The sequence below is a fragment of the Streptomyces sp. NPDC041191 genome, from assembly GCF_055591945.1.
On the sequence record NZ_JBVIZC010000023.1, the window covers coordinates 1 to 18303 of the forward strand.

The window sequence follows — 18303 nt, forward strand, 5'->3', positions numbered from 1 at the left end:
CCAGTATCGGGGCGACCCTCCGCCTTGCGATCGCACGCACCGGACACCGCCGGGCCCGCCCTCCGGGCGGACGACGCCACTTTCGACACACGCCCTAGCCCGCCCGCTCCGCCACGAAGACGGGGATCTCCCGCTCGGTCTTGGTCTGGTAGTCCGCGTAGTCGGGGAAGGCGGCGACGGCCCGGTCCCACCACGCGCGGCGCTCCTCGCCGGTGACGATCCGGGCCCTCATGTCCCACGCCTCGGTGCCGTCCCGCAACTCGATCAGCGGCGAGGCGACGACGTTGTGGTACCAGACGGGGTGCTCCACGGCGCCGCCGTTCGACGCGACGAGGGCGTACGCCCCGTCGTGCTCCACCCGCATCAGCGGGGTCTTGCGGAGCTTGCCGCTCTTCGCGCCGCGGGTCGTCACCAGCACCACCGGCATGCCGCGCATGGTCGTGCCCTGCGTGCCCCCGGACGACTCGTAGAGCTCGACCTGTTCCCGGACCCACTGCGTCGGGCTGGGCTCGTACTCACCTTCGAGGGGCATGGGTGTCCTTTCGGGTCGCGTCCGGCACCGTCGGCTCGGCTCGGACCGACGCTATCCGACGCCCCGCGCCCTTCACGGCAGGCGGCCCCGGAAGGCGTTGTCGGTACCGGCTCGTAGGGTGGTCCCCGACGGTACGACGGCGCCGACGGCACGGCAGCGCCACGACACGGGGAGAGCGGCATGCGGGAGTTGTTCCTGGAGAAGCGACAAGCGTACGTCCGGTGGATCGACCTGCCGGGCGACGGCCCGGTGCGGGTGTTCGTCCACGGCCTCGGATGCACGGCCGCCTCGGACTTCGCCCACATCGCCACCCATCCCGCGCTCCGCGGCGGACGGGCCCTCCTGGTGGACCTGCTGGGCCACGGGCTGAGCGACCGGCCCGCGGACTTCGACTACCGCGTGGAGTCCCAGGCCGTCGTGGTGGCCGCCGTCCTCGACCACCTCGGCGTGCGGGGGACCGACCTCGTCGGACACTCCATGGGCGGTGCCGTGGCGATCCACCTGGCGGCGGCCCGGCCCGACCTGGTCGCCCGGCTCGTGGTGGCGGAGCCGAACCTGTACGGCGGCGGGGGAGCGTTCAGTTCGCCGGTGGCCGCCCAGAGCGAGGAGGCGTTCGTGGCGAAGGGGTTCGCCCGCATGCTCGCCCTCGCCGGACGTCCCGACTACGCCGCCCGGCTGCGCCTCGCCGACCCGAGGGCCGTGCACCGCTGCGCGGTGTCGCTCGTCGAGGGGAGCACCCCCGCACCGGGAGACCTCCTCGCCGGACTCGCCGTCCCCCGGACCTTCCTCGTGGGGGAGGCGAGCCTGCCGGACGCGGACGCGGAGAAGGCCGCCGCCTCCGGTGTCCCGGTGGTCGAGATCCCCGGAGCGGGGCACAACATGATGCTGGACAACCCGGACGGCTTCGCCACGGCGCTCGCCCGCTCCCTCCCGTAGGGGCGGACCGGTCTCCGCCGGGGAGGGCGGCGCGGCCGGTCCGGTTCCTCACCGGCCGCGCCGCCCGCCCGCTTCCCGGTGGCGGGGGCGCCCCGCCCGCCTCCGGTGGCGGAGGCACCCCGCCGCGTGCGTCAGGATGGAACCATGACCGAGATCCGCACCCCCCGCCTCCTCCTCCGCCACTGGACCGACGACGACCTCGTCCCGCTGTCCGAGATCAACGCCGACCCCGAGGTCATGCGCTGGGTCGACGACGGCTCGGTCCGCGACCTGGAGGAGACCGCCGGGGACATCGAGCGGTACGAGGAGGAGTGGGACGAGGAGGGCTTCGGCCTCTTCGCCGTCGAACTGCTGGGCTCCGGCGAACTCATCGGCTTCGCGGGGCTCTCGGTGCAGGACTCCCTGCCGGACGTCGGGATCACCTGGCGCCTCGGCCGCCAGTTCTGGGGCCAGGGCTACGCCTCCGAGGCCGCCCACGCGGTCCTGGAGTGGGCGCTCCAGGACCGGGGGCTCGACCGGGTCGTCGCCGTCACGCACATCAGCGACCACGCGTCCGAGAACGTCGCCGGCAAGCTCGGCATGAAGCCCGGGCGCGAGACGGACCACCCGGTCCACGGCACCCCCCTGCGCGTCCACGCCATCGACCTCACCGAGTACCGGGCGTGACCGGCCGGGGGCGTCCGGGCGGTGCGGGCCCGGATGCCCCCGCCGGGAGGGATCAGTGCCGCTCGGGCAGGTCCCGCTCGGCCGGCAGCGACGAGACGTCACGGGCGCCGGACGGGGAGGCGGCGCGCGAGGACGGCACCGTGGCCGGCTTCGGACCGCAGAACGCGGCCTCCAGCGTCCCGCCGAGCGCCGTGTTGACCGCGCCGCGGTTCGAGGCGTTCGCCATGGCCGAGAGGCTGCGCCGGCCGTCGCGCGTCGAGAAGGCGTACGTGTAGAAGCCCTGGACGGTACCGGTGTGCCCGTACACCCGGACACCGCACGACAGGTCGTAACGGCGCAGACCGAGCCCGTAGAAGCGGGTGTTGGTGGCGTCCGTCGGCGTCACCGTCGTCATCTCCTCCATCATCGCCGGGGAGAGCAGACGGCCGCGCATGAGGGCGCCGGTGAAGGTGTTCAGGTCGGCGGGGCTGGAGATGACGGCGCCGGCGGACTGCGCCCAGGACACGGTCTGCTCCGTGGAGTCCACCAGTGGGTCGCCGGCGGCGTCGGGGTGGAGGTACCCGCGGACGTGCCGGCCCTCGATGCGGGTCTCGGGGTGGACGTACGAGGTGTCGCGCAGCCCCAGCGGCTCGAAGACGCGACGTTGGTACGCGTCCGCCACCGGGCGGCCCGTGAGCTTCTCGATGAGCATGCCGACCACGACGAAGTTGGCGTTCGAGTACTTGTAGGACACGCCGGGCTCGGTGGTCCGGGGCAGCGCCAGGGAGAGGTCCACCAGCTCCTGGAAGCCGAACACCCGGTTCCGTACGGACTCGAAGCCCGGCACCGTGTCGGCGAACATCCGGTCGGTGTAGTCGGCGAGACCGCTGCGGTGGGTGAGCAGGTGACGGACCGTGATGCGGTCGTCGGGGAGCAGGCCGGGCAGGTACGTGTTGACCGGCGAGTCGAGCGTCAGCCGTCCCTCCTGCACCAGCTGGAGGAGGACGACCGTGGAGAACGTCTTGCTGACGCTGCCGATCCGGAACCGCGACCGGACGTCCATGGGCGCTCCGGTCACCCGGTCCCGGACGCCGACGGTACGGGTCCGGACGCCGTCGGGACCGGAGAGGCGGGCCATCGCCCCCGGCGCGCCGTTGGCCACGGCCGCCTCCAGCGCGGCGGTCACGCCCTCCATGTCGGGGGCGGGCACGGTGGCCGCCGTCGGGACGGCCTCCCGCGGGGCGGCGGCGAACGCGTGGGTGGCGGGGGCGAGGCCGGCGGCGAGCGCGGCGATCAGGGTGGCGCTCACGGTCAGGCGCCGGTGCGACGTCAGGGGCACGGTGTTTTCCTCGGCTTCGTCGGAATCGTTCGGCGCGGCGCGCCACGGGCGGGCCGCGAGGGGCGAGGGGGCACCGCCGTCGCGGCGCGGCCCCGGGCCCATGGATCATGAGTCCCTCCGGCCCGGAAGGGTTCCTGTCACGGACCACGAGAACCGGAATGCTTTGATCCGCTTCCAGTCGCGGGCTCCCGTCCGGCCGCTCCGCGCCCCCGCGTACCCTCGTGACGTGCCCGTTTCCCGTCTGCATCGCGTCGCCGTCCTCGTCCTCGAAGGGGCCAAACCCCTCGACGTCGGCATCCCCGCACAGGTGTTCACGACCCGCGCGAGCATGCCGTACGAGGTACGCGTCTGCGGCGCGGAACCCGGCGTCGTGGCCGGTGGCGACGGCCTGGCGTACCAGGTCGCCCACGGCCTGGACGCGCTCGCGTGGGCCGACGTCGTCTTCGTCCCGGGCTACCGCTTCCCGGACCGCGAGGACCCGCCCCCGGCCGTCGTGGACGCGCTGATCGCCGCCCACGGCCGGGGAGCTCGGCTCGCCGCGATCTCGACCGGCGCCTTCGCACTGGCCGCCACGGGCCTCCTCGACGGCAGGCGCGCCACGACGCACTGGCACTACACGCGGGCCCTCGCGGCGAAACGGCCCCTGGTCAAGGTGGACGAGAACGTGCTCTTCGTCGACGAGGGCAGCGTCCTCACCTCCGCCGGCGCCGCCTCGGGCATCGACCTGTGCCTGCACATCCTGCGCGGGGACCTCGGCGTGGCCGCGTCCAACCACGCGGCCCGGCGCCTGGTCGCGGCCCCGTACCGCAGCGGCGGCCAGGCGCAGTACGTGCCGCGCAGCGTGCCCGAACCGCTCGGCGAGCGGTTCGCCGCCACCCGCGAATGGGCGCTGCGCCGGCTCGGCGAACCCCTCACCCTCGACGTCCTGGCCCGGCACGCGGCGGTGTCGGCGCGCACGTTCTCGCGCCGGTTCGCCGAGGACACCGGGTACACGCCGATGCAGTGGGTCATGCGGGCCCGCGTGGACAGGGCGCGTGAACTCCTCGAACGCTCGGAGCGGGGTGTCGAACAGATCGCCGCCGACGTGGGCCTCGGCACCGGGGCCAACCTGCGGCTGCACTTCCAGCGGATCCTGGGCACCACGCCGAGCGAGTACCGCCGCACGTTCACCCGGGGGGAATAGCGGGTTCCGGAAAGCGCCGGCGTTCTGGCGGGATACTTGCGGACCGTGGCGATCACGCCGCTGTCCCGGGCGGACACCGCGCACGAGCATGGGGGGCGAACCGAAGGGACATCGCCATGACTCGTATCGCCATCAACGGATTCGGCCGCATCGGACGCAACGTGCTGCGCGCGCTGCTGGAGCGCGACAGCGGCCTCGAGGTCGTCGCGGTCAACGACCTCACCGAGCCCACCGCGCTCGCGCGGCTCCTCGCCTTCGACTCGACCTCCGGTCGTCTCGGCCGCCCGGTGAGCGTGGACGGCGACACCCTCGTGGTCGACGGCCACCGCATCAAGGTCCTCGCCGAGCGCGAGCCGGCGCAGCTGCCCTGGGCCGAACTGGGCGTCGAGATCGTCCTGGAGGCGACCGGCCGCTTCACGTCGGCCAAGGCCGCCCGCGCCCACATCGACGCCGGCGCGAAGAAGGTGCTCGTCAGCGCCCCGGCCGACGGTGCCGACGTCACCCTCGCGTACGGCGTCAACACCGACGCGTACGACGCGGAGCTGCACACGATCGTCTCGAACGCCTCCTGCACGACCAACGCGCTCGCCCCCCTGGCCAAGGTCCTCGACGACCTCGCCGGCATCGAGCACGGCTTCATGACGACGGTCCACGCCTACACGCAGGAGCAGAACCTGCAGGACGGCCCGCACCGCGACCCGCGTCGCGCCCGCGCCGCCGGCGTCAACATCGTCCCGACCTCGACGGGCGCCGCCAAGGCCATCGGCCTCGTGCTGCCCAACCTGGACGGCAAGCTGTCCGGCGACTCGATCCGCGTGCCGGTCCCGGTCGGCTCGATCGTCGAGCTGAACACGACCGTCTCCCGCGACGTGACGCGCGAGGACGTCCTGGAGGCGTACCGCACCGCCGCCGAGGGCCCGCTCGCGGGCGTTCTGGAGTACTCGGACGACCCGCTGGTCTCCTCCGACATCACGGGCAACCCGGCCTCGTCGATCTTCGACTCGGCGCTCACCCGCGTCGAGGGCCGCCACGTCAAGGTGGTCGCCTGGTACGACAACGAGTGGGGCTTCTCGAACCGCGTGATCGACACGCTCGGACTCCTCGCCGGCCACTGACGAGGCCGTCCGCTCGCGAAGCCGGTCGCCGGTGACGACGGACGGCCCGCCGCGCGCCGATCCCGCCCACGCGGGGTCGGCGCGCGGCGCGTTTCCGGCACGGCGGGGGCGGGCCTTCCCGCCGTCCAGGACCGGCGCGGGCCCGTCCGGACCGCCGGCGGAACCGGGTCGCCGGTCCCCGCCCCCGTCGGCCTGCCGCTCCTCGCGGGCACGTGACCTGCGAGGATGAACGCGATGTCGTCGCCACGGAACGGCCGGCACGGGACGAGGGAGCGGTTCGGGTGTCGCAGCGGGGACCGCGGGGCGCGGTCGCACGGATGGAACGCCGTCAGGTCCCGGTCTATCTGGCGGCGATGGCCGCCGGCGCCCTGACCGGACGGGCCGTCCCCGGTCTCGGGACGGAGCTCGGGCACGCGGTCGCCCCTCTGCTCGGGGCGCTGCTGTTCGTCACGTTCCTCCAGGTCCCGGCCGCCGAACTGGCGCGCTCGCTGCGCGACGGCAGGTTCCTGGCCGCCGCGCTGGTGGTGAACTTCGTGGTCGTGCCGCTGGTCGTCGCCGCGATGTTCGCCTTCCTCCCGGACGACCGGGCGGTCCGGCTCGGCGTCCTGCTGGTGCTGCTCTGCCCGTGCGTGGACTACGTGATCGTCTTCTCCGGTCTGGCCGGCGGCTCCAGCCGCCGCCTGCTGGCCGCCACGCCCGTCCTGCTGGTCGCGCAGATGGCGCTGCTCCCGCTGTTCCTCCGCCTGTTCCTGGGCTCCGGGCTGTCCGGCACGGTCGAGGCCGGCCCCTTCGCCGAGGCGTTCCTCGCCCTGATCGCCGTCCCGCTGGCCCTCGCGTGGGCCCTCCAGGCGTGGGCCGCCCGCCGCCCGTCCGGACGGAGGGTCTCCGGCGCGGCGACCGCCACGATGGTGCCCCTGATGGGCGCCGTCCTCCTCGCCGTGGTGGCCTCCCAGGTGCCCGCACTGGGCGGCGACCTGTCCGGCGTGGTCGCCGTCGTCCCGTTCTACGCGGCGTTCCTGGTCGTCATGGCGTTCGGGGGGAAGGCCGTGGCCCGGCTGTTCCGCCTCGGGCCGTCCGCCGGAAGGGCGATCGTCTTCACGGGCGCGACCCGCAACTCCCTCGTCGTCCTGCCGCTGGCCATGGCCCTGCCCGACTCCCTGGCCCTCGCGCCGGTCGTCGTGGTCGTCCAGACCCTCGTCGAGATCCTCGGCATGGTCGTCTGCGTCCGCCTCGTCCCCCGGCTGGTCCCCGACCCGGTCTGAGCCGCGGGGCCCCGCGCGGGGCCGGCCGCCCGGCCCCGTACCCCTCCCGGTGCCGGCGCGGGAGGGCCGGCCGGCGGGCGGCCTCCCCCACCGGTCGACGGGTTCGGACGGGTCCTACGCGGTTCCGTCGTCCTGGCCGGGGGGCAGGCCCGCTTCCTCGCGGTCCTCCTCGAGCCGTTCGTCGAGCTCCTGCTCGTCCGGGCGCCGGGGCATGCCGCGTCCGTGCCCGCTGTCCGGGTCGCCTTCGACTTCCTCGTTCGACTTGTGGTGGGGCGCCATCGCTCTCTCCTTGCCGTGGCGTGGGCGTACGGGACCGGGTTCCCGCGGTGCGAGGGGTCCCGTCCACACTCAAACCCGGCGCCCGCCGCTCCGCAAACGGAGCCGGCGGGCACTTCACCAAGGCGTGTTCCCCCGCGTCCCCGGCCCGCCCGGGGGAGGGGGCGGCAGCTCCAGCGCCGCTCCGATCGGCTGGTCGGGGTCGAGCTTCAGTCCCAGCCGGGGAGTGGCTCCGGAGAGCATGCCCCACAGGGCGTCACTGAGGAAGTGGGTCAGCTCGTCGAGGGAACTCCTCGACCCCGGACGGGCGGCCCACTGGTCGACCACCCCGTCGACCAGACCGACCATGCCGAACGCCAGATTGAGCGTGAAGCCCGCCGGAGCCCTTTTGCCGCCGAGCATCTGCTCGGCGTACGAGTCGAGCAGTCGCGCCAGGTGGAGGGCGATGGCGGTGCGGGTGCCCGCGACGACCCGGGAGCCGCTGAGGCGGTGCTCGGGCGAGCCGATGCCGAGGAACTGGTGGAGCCGGGGATGCTCCGCGACCCAGCCCGCGTAGGTGGCGGAGGCCAGCTCGATGGCCTCCCGGATCGTGCCCTTCGGATCGAGGGCCGGATAGAGCGAGGCCAGGAGGTCGTCGGCGATGCGCGCGCGGATCTGTTCGTCCAGGTCCTCACGGCTGCGGAAGATCCGGTAGACCACGGAGCGGGGCACTCCGGCCTCGGCCCCGATGGCCGCCACGCTGACCGGCGTCCCCTCCCGGCCGATGACGGCGAGGGCCGCGGTGAGGATCTGGTCACGGCGTTCGGCGCGGTGGCCGGTCCAGCGCGTGTCCCGGCCGTCGGGCCGGGCGTTGCCGTCTGTGTTCCTGTCCTCCGCCACGGCGTGGATCGTACCCGGCCGCTCCCGGCGGGCGGGCACGCAGACGCTTCCCGGGGCTGGCCACATCGTGTTACCGCCGGTACCTTGGACGCAGTGACACAGGTAAATCCCGGAGCCGGACGCACACGTCCGGCCCTCCCGGGAACCGGCGGCGACGAGGACGGACGGTCCCGGAGCCCGGTACGAGGCCAGGCGCGGGTCGGCGACAGAGGGGTAACGAGATGGAACACCAGCACGTCGATGTACTGATCGTCGGCGCGGGGCTGTCCGGCATCAGCGCCGCCTGCCACCTGGCCGACGGGAACCCCGGCACCACGTACGCGATCGTCGAGCGGCGTGCGCGGATCGGCGGCACCTGGGACCTGTTCCGCTACCCGGGCATCCGCTCGGACTCGGACATGTACACCTTCGGCTACGGCTTCCGCGCCTGGCACGGCACCAAGGTCCTCGCCGAGGGCACGGACATCCGCCGCTACGTCCAGGCCACCGCCGAGGAGTACGGCGTCACCGAGCACATCCGCTTCGGACTCAGGGCCGTCCGCGCCGACTGGTCGAGCGACGAGGGGCGGTGGACCGTCGAGACCCTGGACGAGGCCACCGGCGAGACCGGGCTCTGGACCGCCCGCTTCCTCGTGGGCGCCACCGGCTACTACGACTACGACGCCGGGCACCGGCCGGAGTTCCCCGGCGAGGAGCGCTTCGGCGGCACCCTCGTGCACCCGCAGCACTGGCCCGAGGACCTGGACCACACGGGCAAGCGCGTGGTCGTCATCGGCAGCGGCGCCACCGCCATCACCCTGGTCCCCTCGCTGGCCGGCACCGCCGCGCACGTCACCATGCTCCAGCGCTCGCCCACGTACATCCTGGCGCTGCCCGCCGACGACCCCGTCTCCACCGTCCTGCGCGGGCTGCGCGTCCCGGCCGGGCTCGTCCACCGCGTGGGGCGCGTCCGCAACATCGCGCTCCAGCGCGGCCTGTACACCCTGTGCCGCAAGGCCCCCCGTCTCATGCGCGCGGTCCTCCTCGGCGCGGTGCGGGCGCGGGTCGGCAAGAGCGTGGACATGCGCCACTTCACCCCCTCGTACAAGCCCTGGGACCAGCGGCTGTGCGTGGTCCCCGGCGGCGACCTCTTCAAGGCGCTCAAGAGCGGCGGGGCCTCGGTGGTCACCGACCACATCGAGACGTTCACCGAGACCGGCGTGAAGGTGAGGTCCGGCGAGGAGATCCCGGCCGACATCGTCGTCACCGCCACCGGCCTGCGGCTCCAGCTCGCCGGCGGCATGGAGATGGCGGTCGACGGCGAGCCCGTCGTCACCCGCGACCGCCTCCTCCACAAGGGCGTGATGCTCGAAGGCGTCCCCAACCTGGCGATGATCATCGGCTACACCAACGCCTCCTGGACGCTCAAGGCCGACCTCGCCTGCGCCTACTTCAGCCGGCTCATCGCCCACATGGACCGGCACGGCCTCACCAGCGCCACCCCCGTCGCCGCCGAGGACGACCGCTCCCCGGTCTCCGTCATGGGGGAGTCGCTGACCTCCGGCTACATCGCGCGCGGCGACGCGATCATGCCCCGCCAGGGCCTGCGGGACCCGTGGCGGATCTGGAATGACTACTACCGCGACCGCCGCGCCCTGCGGGACTCCCCGATCGAGGACCCCGCGCTCCGGTTCGGCCGGACCGCTCCCGAAGGGCGGCCCGCGGACCGCAAGGACCGGACCCCGGCGGCCTGACGCCCCACCCACCACCCCTCCGGACAGCAGATCGCGAGAGACCGAGGACGACGATGACCACCAGCCAGGAGAGCTACCACGAAAGGCTCCGGACCCTGTCCGAGGCGTCGGTGCACATCCACTTCGACGCCTTCACCGACATCGACTGGGACAACCCCGAGTTCGCCATCGACCCGAAGGACCCCCGCTGGGTCCTCCCGGCCGCCGACCCGCTGGGCGGACACCCGTGGTACCGGGCGCAGCCGCTGGAGGTCCGGACGAGGATCGGCCTGTGGCGGTACGCCAACATCGTCAAGGTGGGCATGCAGTTCGAGAACGTCCTCATCCGCGGGGTGATGGACTACCTCTTCTCGCTGCCCAACCAGAACCCGGAGTTCCGCTACCTCACCCACGAGGCGACGGAGGAGTGCCACCACACCCAGATGTTCCAGGAGTTCGTGAACCGCGCGGGCGCCGACGTGCCCGGCGGCAGGCGCTCCTTCCGGGTGGTCAGCCGCTTCCTGCCGCTGGCCGGCTCCCTGATACCGGAGGCGTTCTTCACCGGCATCCTCGCCGGCGAGGAGCCCATCGACCACCTCCAGAAGGCGATCCTGCGCGGCGGCGAGGACATCCACCCGCTGATGCGGCGGCTCATGCAGATCCACGTCGCCGAGGAGGCCCGCCACATCTCCTTCGCCCACGAGTTCCTCCGCGTCAAGGTCCCCGGCTACGGCAGGTTCCGCAAGGGAGCCCTCTCGGTGTCCTTCCCGGTGATCATGCGGGTGCTCGGCGACGTCATCATGGCCCCCGACCGGAAGACCGCCGAGAGGATCGGCGTCCCCCACTGGGTGATCAAGGACATCTTCTGGAAGTCCCCCGAGGGCGAGAAGATGCTCCGCGACCTCTTCTCCGACGTGCGGATGCTCGCCGAGGACATCGGCCTGATGAACCGGGCCTCCCGGAAGGTGTGGCGGGCGCTGCGCATCGACGGCCGCCCCTCCCGCTACCGGGGCGAACCGGCCCCCAGGACCGCCTGAGCCGCACCCGCCCGACGGGGGACGGCGCGCGGGCCCGGCGGCGCGCGCCGTCCCGTCCCGGTCCGCCGCCGCGCGGTTCCGGGCCCCGCGCGCCGTCCCCCGTCGGGCCCGTACGCCGTCCCCGCCCCGACCGCGTCCACCCGGCCCGTCGCGTCCACCCGGCCCGTACGCCCCGGCGGCGCTCCGGCCCGCTCCGGCGGACCGGCCGCGGGCCGCCCACCTGTTCCGTGCACGTGAACGGAGAACCATCCCCTCATGCCCTACGTCGTCACCCGGTCGTGCTGCGCCGACGCGTCGTGCGTCATGGCCTGTCCGGTCAACTGCATCCACCCCGCCCCCGGCGAACCGGGCTTCGGACAGACCGACATGCTCTACGTCGACCCCCGCACCTGCGTCGACTGCGGCGCCTGCACGACGGCCTGCCCGGTGGACGCGCTCAAGCCGCACACCGCCCTCGCCGAGGCGGAACTCCCGTTCCTCGAACTCAACCGGGCCTACTACGACTCCGCCCCGCACGCGGACCGCACGCCCATGTTCCTCGTGCCCCCGCAGCGCCGGGCGGCGACGGACGGCCTGAGGGTGGCCGTGGTCGGCGCCGGACCGGCCGGCCTCTTCGCGGCCGACGAACTGCTGCGGCACCCCGGCGTGGGCGTGACCGTGTACGACCGGCTCCCCACCCCGTACGGCCTGGTGCGGGCGGGAGTGGCGCCCGACCACCAGGACACCAAGCGGGTCACCGAACTCTTCCGGACCATCGAGAGCCAGCCCGGCTTCGCCTACCGTCTCAACACCCGCGTCGGCCACGACCTGCGCCATGAGGACCTGGTCCGCGACCACCACGCCGTGATCTACGCCGTGGGCGCGGCCGCGGACCGGCGGCTCGGCATCGACGGCGAGGACCTGCCCGGCAGCGTCTCCGCCACCGACTTCGTCGCCTGGTACAACGGCCACCCCGACCACGCCGGCGCCACCCCCCGCCTGGACGGCGAACGGGCCGTCGTCGTCGGCAACGGCAACGTGGCCCTGGACGTGGCCCGCGTCCTGACCGCCGACCCCGACGCCCTCGCGCGCACCGACGTCTCCGACCGGGCCCTGACCGCCCTGCGCGCCGCCCGCGTCCGGGAAGTCGTCGTGCTCGGCCGCAGGGGACCGGCCGAGGCCGCGTTCACCCTGCCCGAACTGATCGCGCTCGCCGCCCTCGACGGCGTGGACGTCCTCGTGGAGGGCTGGCCGGCGGACATACCGGCGGACGCCACGCCCAAGACGGCGGTCCTCGCCGAACTCGCCGCCCGCACCCCCGCCCCGGGTCGCCGCCGCATCGTCCTGCGCTTCCTGGCGAGCCCGGCGCGCATCGAGGGCGACGACCGGGTGACCGGTCTGACCGTCGTGAGGAACGAGCTGTGCCGCGCCGACGACGGCACGGTGCGGGCCGTCCCCACCGACGAGACCGAGACCCTCGACGCGTCGCTGGTCCTGCGCGCGGTCGGTTACCGCGCCGAGCCGGTCCCCGGCCTGCCGTTCGACGCGGGGACCGGCACGGTGCCCCACGAGCGGGGCCGGGTCGAGCCGGGCGTCTACGTGACCGGCTGGATCAAACGCGGTCCCACCGGCTTCATCGGCACCAACAAGTCCTGCGCGGAGGAGACCGTCTCCGCCCTCCTCGACGACCTCGAAGCCGGCCGGCTGACCGCCCCCGCCGGCACGCCGGCCGCCGCGGCCCGCCCGGACGCCGTCGACCTCGACGGCTGGCGGGCGATCGACGGCGCCGAACGCGCCGCGGGCCGCGCCCAGGGCCGCCCGCGCGTCAAGCTCGTCGCCCGGGACGACCTGCTGGCCGCCGCGCGCGGCGCGTCGCGGGACGGCCGTCCCGTCACCGTCTGAACCGGCGCCGCCGCCCGGCCGGAAGGCTCCTTCCCCTCGCGACGGGCCGCCCGCGCCCGGCGGACCGGCGGCCTCCTCCCGGAGCGGAGGCCGCCCGGGGCCTCACGCCGGGGGCCGCCGCCGCGTCGACGCCCGGGGACGGAAACGGGCCCTCGTGAGACGGGGCGCGACCGTCTCCCGGCCCGCGATCAGGGCCTGGAGGACGTCGAGCAGCGCCGCCGAACTCTCCACCGGGTTCAACGCGAGCGCCGAGACGGCGGGACGGGCGGCACGGGCGTGCTCGGAGTCCGAGCCCGCGGCCACCATGGTGTCCCCGGGCACCCGGACGCCCCGCGCCAGCAGACCGCGCTGGACACCGGCCGCGTGCCGTCCGGTGAGGCAGAAGACCGCGTCGGGCACGCCGTCCTCCACGATCCGCCCGGCGAGCTCCGCCCCGCCCTCGACGCCCGCGCGTTCGGGCAGCTCGTACAGCCGGGGCGTGCTGCCGCGCCCGGCGCACCAGTCCAGGTAGGCGTCCTGGTGGTCCAGGTTCCAGGCGTTCGGGTCGGTGCCGCGCACCAGGACGACGGTGCGGGCCCCGCCGGCCTCCAGATGGGCCAGGACCCGGCGGGCCGAGGCCGCGTCGTCCTCCGAGACCCAGTGGACGAAGTCCGGACGCCCCGGCGGACGCCCGTAGGTCACGTACGGGATGCCGCGCTCCTCCAGGCGGGCGACCACCGGATCGTCCACGTGCGGGTTGGTGACGATGTACCCGTCCAGGGAGAAGGCGAGCGGCGGCACCGGCGTCCGCGTCAGGTCGGGCACCAGCACGAGGCTCAGGCCCCGGGCCAGGGCCTGCGAGGCGGCGGTGCCCACGAACCGCTCGAAGACGTCCACGCCGGCGGGCGCGTAGTCGCCCAGGGCGTCGAGGGAACGCAGCACCAGCCCCACCGCTCCCATCGTGGAACGGCGCAGACCGCGCGCCAGGGCGTCGGCCTCGTACCCCATCCCGTCGGCGACGGCGCGGATGTGCGCGCGCGTGGCGGCGCTCAGGGTGCCCTTGTCGTTGAGCGCGTGCGAGACGGCGGTGATGGAGACCCCCGCCCTGCGCGCCACGTCCTTGATCGTGATGCCCCGTGACCGCGTCACCGTGCCGCCCGCCCGTCCCGGCCGAAACCGATGGTTCCCGAAGAGTTTTCCGAAGCATTGCATAAAACGTTTTACGTTCCTAGCGTGAAGCGCACCGCTCACCGTTCGTGAGCGACTCCGCCGGACGTTCCCGAGTCCGGCGTCCCGCCTTCGGAGGAACACCCGTGGACCTGCACACCCTCACGACCCGGACGACCGACCCCCACGAGCGCGGAACCCTGGTCGGCACCCGGTTCGGCGACAGCGTCCGGGGCGTCGCGGAGCTGTACCTGGAGCACTTCGCCGCCCTCGGCCTCACCGGGGAGCAGGTCCGCGCCGTCGCGGAACGGAGCCACGAGGCCCTGCGCGCCTGGGCGCCGGGCCTGGCCGAGGAGTCGGACGCCTGCGCCGACGCGGCCGGAACCGCACGCTGGAAGGTCGCCGCCGTCGGCGCCCGCACCGAAGTCCTCGCCGGATGCCCCGCGCCCGGCGGGGGCGAGTGCTCGACGGCGGTCTTCGCCCCCGCCGGGGCCGCCCCGCAGACCGTGCAGACCTGGGACTGGCACGACCGGCTCGTCCCCGGCGCGCTGCTGCACGAGCTGACGCCGGCCGAGGGCCGCACGGTGAAGCTCTTCACGGAGTTCGGCGCCCCCGGCAAGATCGGCGTCAACAGCGCCGGCCTGGGCGTGCACTTCAACATCCTCTTCCACACGTCCGACTCCGACGGCGGCGGCGTCCCCGTGCACGCGGTCGCCCGGCGCATCCTCGACGAGGCCGACACCCTCGACCGGGCCGTCGAGATCGCCTCGACGGCCCGGGTCGGCGCGTCGACCTCGCTGACCGTGGTCACCGCCGACTCCTCGGCCGCCAGCCTGGAACTCTCCCCCGCGGGCCTCGCGGTGGTCCCGGCGGACGAGGACGGCTGGCTGCTGCACACCAACCACTTCCTCGACCCCGGCCTCGCGGCGGGGGAGGCCGGCCCGGCCGACTCGATGACGGCGGAACGCTTCGCCCATCTGCGCGAAGTGCGCGCCGCGATGCCGGGCCTGTCCCCCGCCGGGCGGGCCGAGGCCCTGTGCGGCACCGCCGGGGCCGACGCCGTCGTCTGCATGCGCCCCGACGAGGGCAGGCCGCCGCACGAGCAGTGGGGCACCCTGCTCACCATCGGCCTCGACGTCACGCACTGCGCCCTGGACCACCTGGCCGGCCCCCCGCACGAGGCCGGGGCGAAGGGGCTCGCGCGCTTCTGAGGCCGCCCGGCTCGGCGCGGGGACCGCGCGGCGGAGAGGACCCGACACCACGGCGGCCCGACCACCGGGGCGGGCGCGATTGGTTCTCCCGGCCAGGGGTACCAGGCGCACTGCCGCCGCGCGCGACGCGGCGGGAGGACGAGCCGAGGAGGAGACAGCACGATGGCGGGCAGCAAGGAGAACCAGGACGTGGTCGCGGCCATTCTGGAGGACCACCGCACGATGGAGGACCTGTTCCGCCGGATGCGGAGCGTCGAGGCCGACCGGGCCGCCGCGCTGAAGGAGTTCTCGGCCCTGCTCATCGCGCACGGCGAGGCCGAGGAGGCCGAGGTCTACGGAGCGCTCAAGCGCTTCAAGGACGTCGACAACGACGAGGTGGACCACGGCGTCGAGGAGCACGACGAGGGCAACAAGGCGCTCCTCGCCCTCCTCGAAGTGGACGACATCGGCTCCGACGAGTGGGACGAGCGCCTGGAGGAACTGGTCGGGGCGGTCACCCACCACATGGACGAGGAGGAGCGCACGATCCTCAACGGCGCCCGGGAGACCGTACCCGACGAGCGCAGGGCCGAACTGGGCGGCGCGTTCCTGAAGGAGCGCGCCCGGCAACTCGCCTCGGACTGCGGCCGGGTGGAGAACGTGCGCCGGGTCGTGGGCGGGTGACCCGGGCCGTCCACGGGGCACGGCTCATTTCCCCGCGCCGCCGTCGGCCCCCGTGGGCGCCGCGTCGCCGGCCAGGGGCGGGGTACCGATGCCGGCACCCCGGCCGAGACCTTCCAGGAACTCGCCGACCGCCTCCTCGGAGCTCCGCTCCGGCACCCAGCCCAGCTCCTCGCGGGCCCGCCCGGAGTCGAGCAGGGGCAGCCGCACGACCGCGTCGAACAGGCCGGGGTCCGCGGGCACGAGACGCAGGTGCCAGGCGGCGGCGAGCGCGGCACGGGCCGCCGCCGCGGGCACCGGGACGGTACGGGCCTCCAGGAGCCGGGCCATCACACCGGTGTCGAGCACCGGATCGGCCGCCAGGTTGAAGGACCCGCGCACCGGCCGCACCACGGCCGCCCGGTACGCCTCGGCCGCGTCGTCGGTGTGCAGGGCCTGGAAGCGCAGCCCCTTGACGGAGGGCAGCACCGGAAGCACCCCCGGCCGCACGGCGCGCCACGGCAGCAGGGGACCGGCGAAGATGCGGCGCTGCTCGCTCGCGGCCCCCTCCTTGAACAGGAAGGCCGGCCTCATCCGTACGACCCGCAGACCGGGGTGGGCGAGCTGGAAGCCGTCGAGGTAGCGCTCCAGGTACGCCTTCTCCCGGGTGTACGCGGCGCCGGGCCAGCCGTGGGTGGGCCACGTCTCGTCGACGGGCCGCCCGTGGGAGGGGCCGGGGGAGTAGGCGCCGACCGAGGAGGCGTACACGAGGGCCTCCACCCCCGCCCGGGCACACGCCTCGAAGACCCGGACGCTGCCCAGGACGTTGGTGCGCCAGGTCTCCACCGGGTCGCGGGTGGGCCGGAACTTCCAGGCCAGGTGCACCACGGCGTCCGCTCCTGCGAACAGCCCGGCCAGATCGGGGCCCCCGGGCTCCACGTCCGCCGCCGCCCAGCGCACGCCGCCGATCCGGAGCGCGGGCACGCGCCGGGCGACACCGAGGACGTCCGTGACCCGGGGGTCGCGGTCGAGGGCGCGGACCACGCTCGTACCGACGTTGCCGGTGGCCCCGGTGACGACGACCCTCATGACGCCCTCCTCTCCGCCGTGGCACGCCGGACGGGGTGGCGGACCGGGTCGGGCGAGGGGAGGGGGCGGCGCGGCGCACCGGCACGGAAGAGGTTCATGACGCTGTCCGATCGCGGGGTACGGGTGGGAAACCGGGGCCGTCGCGCCACCGGCTCGGGGGCGGAACGGACCACGCCCTGCGAGTGACCGCGCCGGGTACGCCGTAAACGCCGTGCCCGTCAGGTCCCGGGGAGCATCTCCACCTCGAACCAGACGGTCTTGCCCCCGTCGTGCGGTACGCACCCCCAGGCGGCCGCCAGCCGTTCGAGGAGGTGCAGACCGTGTCCCGAGGCACGGCTCGGGGAGTGGGGGCCGCGGGGGAGGGGGCGCACCGGGCTCGTGTCGCTGACCTGGACCGACAGACGTCCCCCGGCACGGCCGAGCCGCAGCTCGTACGGCACGCCGCCGTGGGTCAACGCGTTGGTGACGACTTCGGAGACCAGGAGCAGGGCGTCCCCGACGGCGACCTGCCCGGCGGCGGCGAACCACTCGCCCAGCGCCTGCCGCGTGAGGTCCCGGCACGTTCCCGCCAGCCCGGGTTCCTCCGCCAGCGCGTACCGGTGGGCGTCGGTGGCCACGGGATGTACGGGGTGTACGGGGTGACCGTTCATACGCTGCGGGTGCCCCGGCCGCCCGTGCCGAACCCCGCCGCGACGGCCGGGAAACCCCGGCCGCCGGCTTTCCGCCCCCGCCCGCGGGGCGGTGCTCCGCGTCCCGTCCCGTGTCCCGAATCCCTTCCGCAACCTCCTGACTCACAGGAATGCGGCCACTGTTCTCGGAAAGATGTAAAAGAGCGGAAAGCGTGAGAGGAACGGTGAAATCCATGCAGAACGTAGATCCGGGGAACGAAGGGCCCGAGTCCCGACAGGGCCATGGCTGACGGCGGAGGAGGAGTCCAGGTGCGGAGGCTGAGGGTGCGCGGGGTGCGGGGCGTAGTGACGCGTTGCCGGGATTTCACCGCCGAAGCGTTGGCGGACTGGGGATGGATTCCGGCGAGGAACGACGCGGAGCGGGAGCGGGTGGAGGACGTCCTGCTGCTCGTCTCGGAGGCGGTGACGAACGCCTGCCTGCACGCGGGGGGCCCGGAGGAGTTCGTGCTGCGGCACGGTCCGGGGCGCCTGCGGGTGGAGGTGGCGGACGGGAACTCCGAACCGCCGCGCGCCCAGGAGCGGCGCTCACCCGCGCTGCCGGGCGGACACGGGCTGATGGTCTTCGACCGGCTGGCGGGAGCCTGGGGGTGCGAGCAGAGGGGTTCGGGGCTGGCCGGGAAGGTGGTGTGGCTGGAGGTCAGTGGTCCGTGGGGGTGTCGGTGAGGAGGGCGGTTTTGAGGTCTTTGAGGATGCGGGTGAGGAGTCGGGAGACTTGCATTTGGGAGAGGCCGA

At 74.2% G+C, this 18303-nt stretch carries 18 protein-coding genes; 11 read left to right on the forward strand and 7 right to left on the reverse strand.

What is annotated here, in order from left to right:
• Window positions 1-94: 94 nt before the first annotated feature.
• Complete coding sequence (locus ACZ6AQ_RS28575) at window positions 95-532, reverse strand: nitroreductase family deazaflavin-dependent oxidoreductase (RefSeq protein ID WP_468763621.1); 438 nt, start codon at window positions 530-532, stop codon at window positions 95-97.
• A gap of 180 nt (window positions 533-712) precedes the next feature.
• Between ACZ6AQ_RS28575 and ACZ6AQ_RS28580 the strand changes: the two genes are divergently transcribed.
• Window positions 713-1468 (forward strand): alpha/beta fold hydrolase, encoded by a 756-nt coding sequence (locus ACZ6AQ_RS28580; protein WP_468763623.1) that lies wholly within the window; start codon window positions 713-715, stop codon window positions 1466-1468.
• A gap of 144 nt (window positions 1469-1612) precedes the next feature.
• On the forward strand, window positions 1613-2134 hold the full coding sequence (locus tag ACZ6AQ_RS28585; protein ID WP_468763624.1) for a GNAT family N-acetyltransferase: 522 nt from the start codon (window positions 1613-1615) through the stop codon (window positions 2132-2134).
• Window positions 2135-2186: 52 nt separating this feature from the next.
• Here ACZ6AQ_RS28585 and ACZ6AQ_RS28590 read toward each other — a convergent pair whose 3' ends face one another.
• Window positions 2187-3452, reverse strand: coding sequence for a serine hydrolase domain-containing protein (locus ACZ6AQ_RS28590; RefSeq protein ID WP_468763626.1), 1266 nt, complete (start codon window positions 3450-3452; stop codon window positions 2187-2189).
• Window positions 3453-3678: 226 nt separating this feature from the next.
• Between ACZ6AQ_RS28590 and ACZ6AQ_RS28595 the strand changes: the two genes are divergently transcribed.
• The 3 genes from ACZ6AQ_RS28595 (at window position 3679) to ACZ6AQ_RS28605 (ending at window position 7012) form a co-directional block, all read left to right on the forward strand.
• Window positions 3679-4635 carry a GlxA family transcriptional regulator gene (locus ACZ6AQ_RS28595; protein WP_388695534.1) on the forward strand — a complete coding sequence of 319 codons (957 nt, stop codon included), beginning with the start codon at window positions 3679-3681 and terminating at the stop codon, window positions 4633-4635.
• A 116-nt stretch (window positions 4636-4751) separates the two neighbouring features.
• Window positions 4752-5750: a type I glyceraldehyde-3-phosphate dehydrogenase gene (gap, locus tag ACZ6AQ_RS28600; RefSeq protein WP_388695537.1), complete on the forward strand. Its 999-nt coding sequence runs from the start codon at window positions 4752-4754 to the stop codon at window positions 5748-5750.
• Window positions 5751-6067: 317 nt separating this feature from the next.
• The gene (locus ACZ6AQ_RS28605; RefSeq protein ID WP_468763628.1) at window positions 6068-7012 is read left to right on the forward strand and encodes a bile acid:sodium symporter; all 945 of its coding nucleotides are present in this window, start codon (window positions 6068-6070) and stop codon (window positions 7010-7012) included.
• A 114-nt stretch (window positions 7013-7126) separates the two neighbouring features.
• On the opposite strand, the gene ACZ6AQ_RS28610 is transcribed toward ACZ6AQ_RS28605, so the two are convergent.
• Both ACZ6AQ_RS28610 and ACZ6AQ_RS28615 read right to left on the reverse strand, forming a co-directional pair.
• Window positions 7127-7291 carry a hypothetical protein gene (locus ACZ6AQ_RS28610; RefSeq protein WP_468763630.1) on the reverse strand — a complete coding sequence of 55 codons (165 nt, stop codon included), beginning with the start codon at window positions 7289-7291 and terminating at the stop codon, window positions 7127-7129.
• Between the two features lie 114 nt (window positions 7292-7405).
• Window positions 7406-8167, reverse strand: a complete 762-nt coding sequence (locus tag ACZ6AQ_RS28615; protein ID WP_468763632.1) for a TetR/AcrR family transcriptional regulator — start codon at window positions 8165-8167, stop codon at window positions 7406-7408.
• 221 nt (window positions 8168-8388) lie between these two features.
• Between ACZ6AQ_RS28615 and ACZ6AQ_RS28620 the strand changes: the two genes are divergently transcribed.
• The 3 genes from ACZ6AQ_RS28620 (at window position 8389) to ACZ6AQ_RS28630 (ending at window position 12797) form a co-directional block, all read left to right on the forward strand.
• Window positions 8389-9900: a flavin-containing monooxygenase gene (locus ACZ6AQ_RS28620; RefSeq protein WP_468763634.1), complete on the forward strand. Its 1512-nt coding sequence runs from the start codon at window positions 8389-8391 to the stop codon at window positions 9898-9900.
• 53 nt (window positions 9901-9953) lie between these two features.
• A complete protein-coding gene (locus ACZ6AQ_RS28625; protein ID WP_468763636.1) occupies window positions 9954-10916 on the forward strand; it encodes an AurF N-oxygenase family protein in 963 nt (320 codons plus the stop codon).
• Between the two features lie 255 nt (window positions 10917-11171).
• Complete coding sequence (locus tag ACZ6AQ_RS28630) at window positions 11172-12797, forward strand: FAD-dependent oxidoreductase (protein ID WP_468763638.1); 1626 nt, start codon at window positions 11172-11174, stop codon at window positions 12795-12797.
• A gap of 102 nt (window positions 12798-12899) precedes the next feature.
• Here the strand turns inward: ACZ6AQ_RS28630 and ACZ6AQ_RS28635 are convergent, their stop codons facing one another.
• Entirely contained in the window at window positions 12900-13892 is a 993-nt protein-coding gene (locus tag ACZ6AQ_RS28635; RefSeq protein WP_468763639.1) for a LacI family DNA-binding transcriptional regulator, read from the reverse strand.
• A 197-nt stretch (window positions 13893-14089) separates the two neighbouring features.
• Here ACZ6AQ_RS28635 and ACZ6AQ_RS28640 point away from each other — a divergent pair, with 197 nt between their 5' ends.
• Both ACZ6AQ_RS28640 and ACZ6AQ_RS28645 read left to right on the forward strand, forming a co-directional pair.
• On the forward strand, window positions 14090-15154 hold the full coding sequence (locus tag ACZ6AQ_RS28640; RefSeq protein ID WP_468763641.1) for a C45 family autoproteolytic acyltransferase/hydolase: 1065 nt from the start codon (window positions 14090-14092) through the stop codon (window positions 15152-15154).
• A gap of 162 nt (window positions 15155-15316) precedes the next feature.
• Entirely contained in the window at window positions 15317-15817 is a 501-nt protein-coding gene (locus ACZ6AQ_RS28645) for a hemerythrin domain-containing protein (protein WP_468763643.1), read from the forward strand.
• Between the two features lie 24 nt (window positions 15818-15841).
• Here the strand turns inward: ACZ6AQ_RS28645 and ACZ6AQ_RS28650 are convergent, their stop codons facing one another.
• Together ACZ6AQ_RS28650 and ACZ6AQ_RS28655 are read right to left on the reverse strand one after the other, a co-directional pair.
• Window positions 15842-16882: an NAD-dependent epimerase/dehydratase family protein gene (locus ACZ6AQ_RS28650; protein ID WP_468763644.1), complete on the reverse strand. Its 1041-nt coding sequence runs from the start codon at window positions 16880-16882 to the stop codon at window positions 15842-15844.
• Between the two features lie 218 nt (window positions 16883-17100).
• Window positions 17101-17499 carry an ATP-binding protein gene (locus ACZ6AQ_RS28655; protein ID WP_468763646.1) on the reverse strand — a complete coding sequence of 133 codons (399 nt, stop codon included), beginning with the start codon at window positions 17497-17499 and terminating at the stop codon, window positions 17101-17103.
• Window positions 17500-17889: 390 nt separating this feature from the next.
• On the opposite strand from ACZ6AQ_RS28655, the gene ACZ6AQ_RS28660 reads away from it, so the two are divergent.
• A complete protein-coding gene (locus ACZ6AQ_RS28660) occupies window positions 17890-18234 on the forward strand; it encodes an ATP-binding protein (RefSeq protein WP_468763648.1) in 345 nt (114 codons plus the stop codon).
• Window positions 18235-18303: the final 69 nt, after the last annotated feature.

Excerpts from the sequence above, each read along its gene's own strand:
- ACZ6AQ_RS28575 (WP_468763621.1), bottom strand. The coding sequence starts at position 532 with ATGCCCCTCGAAGGTGAGTACGAGCCCAGCCCGACGCAGTGGGTCCGG.
- ACZ6AQ_RS28580 (WP_468763623.1), top strand. The coding sequence starts at position 713 with ATGCGGGAGTTGTTCCTGGAGAAGCGACAAGCGTACGTCCGGTGGATC.
- ACZ6AQ_RS28585 (WP_468763624.1), top strand. The coding sequence starts at position 1,613 with ATGACCGAGATCCGCACCCCCCGCCTCCTCCTCCGCCACTGGACCGAC.
- gap (WP_388695537.1), top strand. The coding sequence starts at position 4,752 with ATGACTCGTATCGCCATCAACGGATTCGGCCGCATCGGACGCAACGTG.
- ACZ6AQ_RS28605 (WP_468763628.1), top strand. The coding sequence starts at position 6,068 with ATGGAACGCCGTCAGGTCCCGGTCTATCTGGCGGCGATGGCCGCCGGC.
- ACZ6AQ_RS28610 (WP_468763630.1), bottom strand. The coding sequence starts at position 7,291 with ATGGCGCCCCACCACAAGTCGAACGAGGAAGTCGAAGGCGACCCGGAC.
- ACZ6AQ_RS28620 (WP_468763634.1), top strand. The coding sequence starts at position 8,389 with ATGGAACACCAGCACGTCGATGTACTGATCGTCGGCGCGGGGCTGTCC.
- ACZ6AQ_RS28625 (WP_468763636.1), top strand. The coding sequence starts at position 9,954 with ATGACCACCAGCCAGGAGAGCTACCACGAAAGGCTCCGGACCCTGTCC.
- ACZ6AQ_RS28630 (WP_468763638.1), top strand. The coding sequence starts at position 11,172 with ATGCCCTACGTCGTCACCCGGTCGTGCTGCGCCGACGCGTCGTGCGTC.
- ACZ6AQ_RS28645 (WP_468763643.1), top strand. The coding sequence starts at position 15,317 with ATGGCGGGCAGCAAGGAGAACCAGGACGTGGTCGCGGCCATTCTGGAG.
- ACZ6AQ_RS28650 (WP_468763644.1), bottom strand. The coding sequence starts at position 16,882 with ATGAGGGTCGTCGTCACCGGGGCCACCGGCAACGTCGGTACGAGCGTG.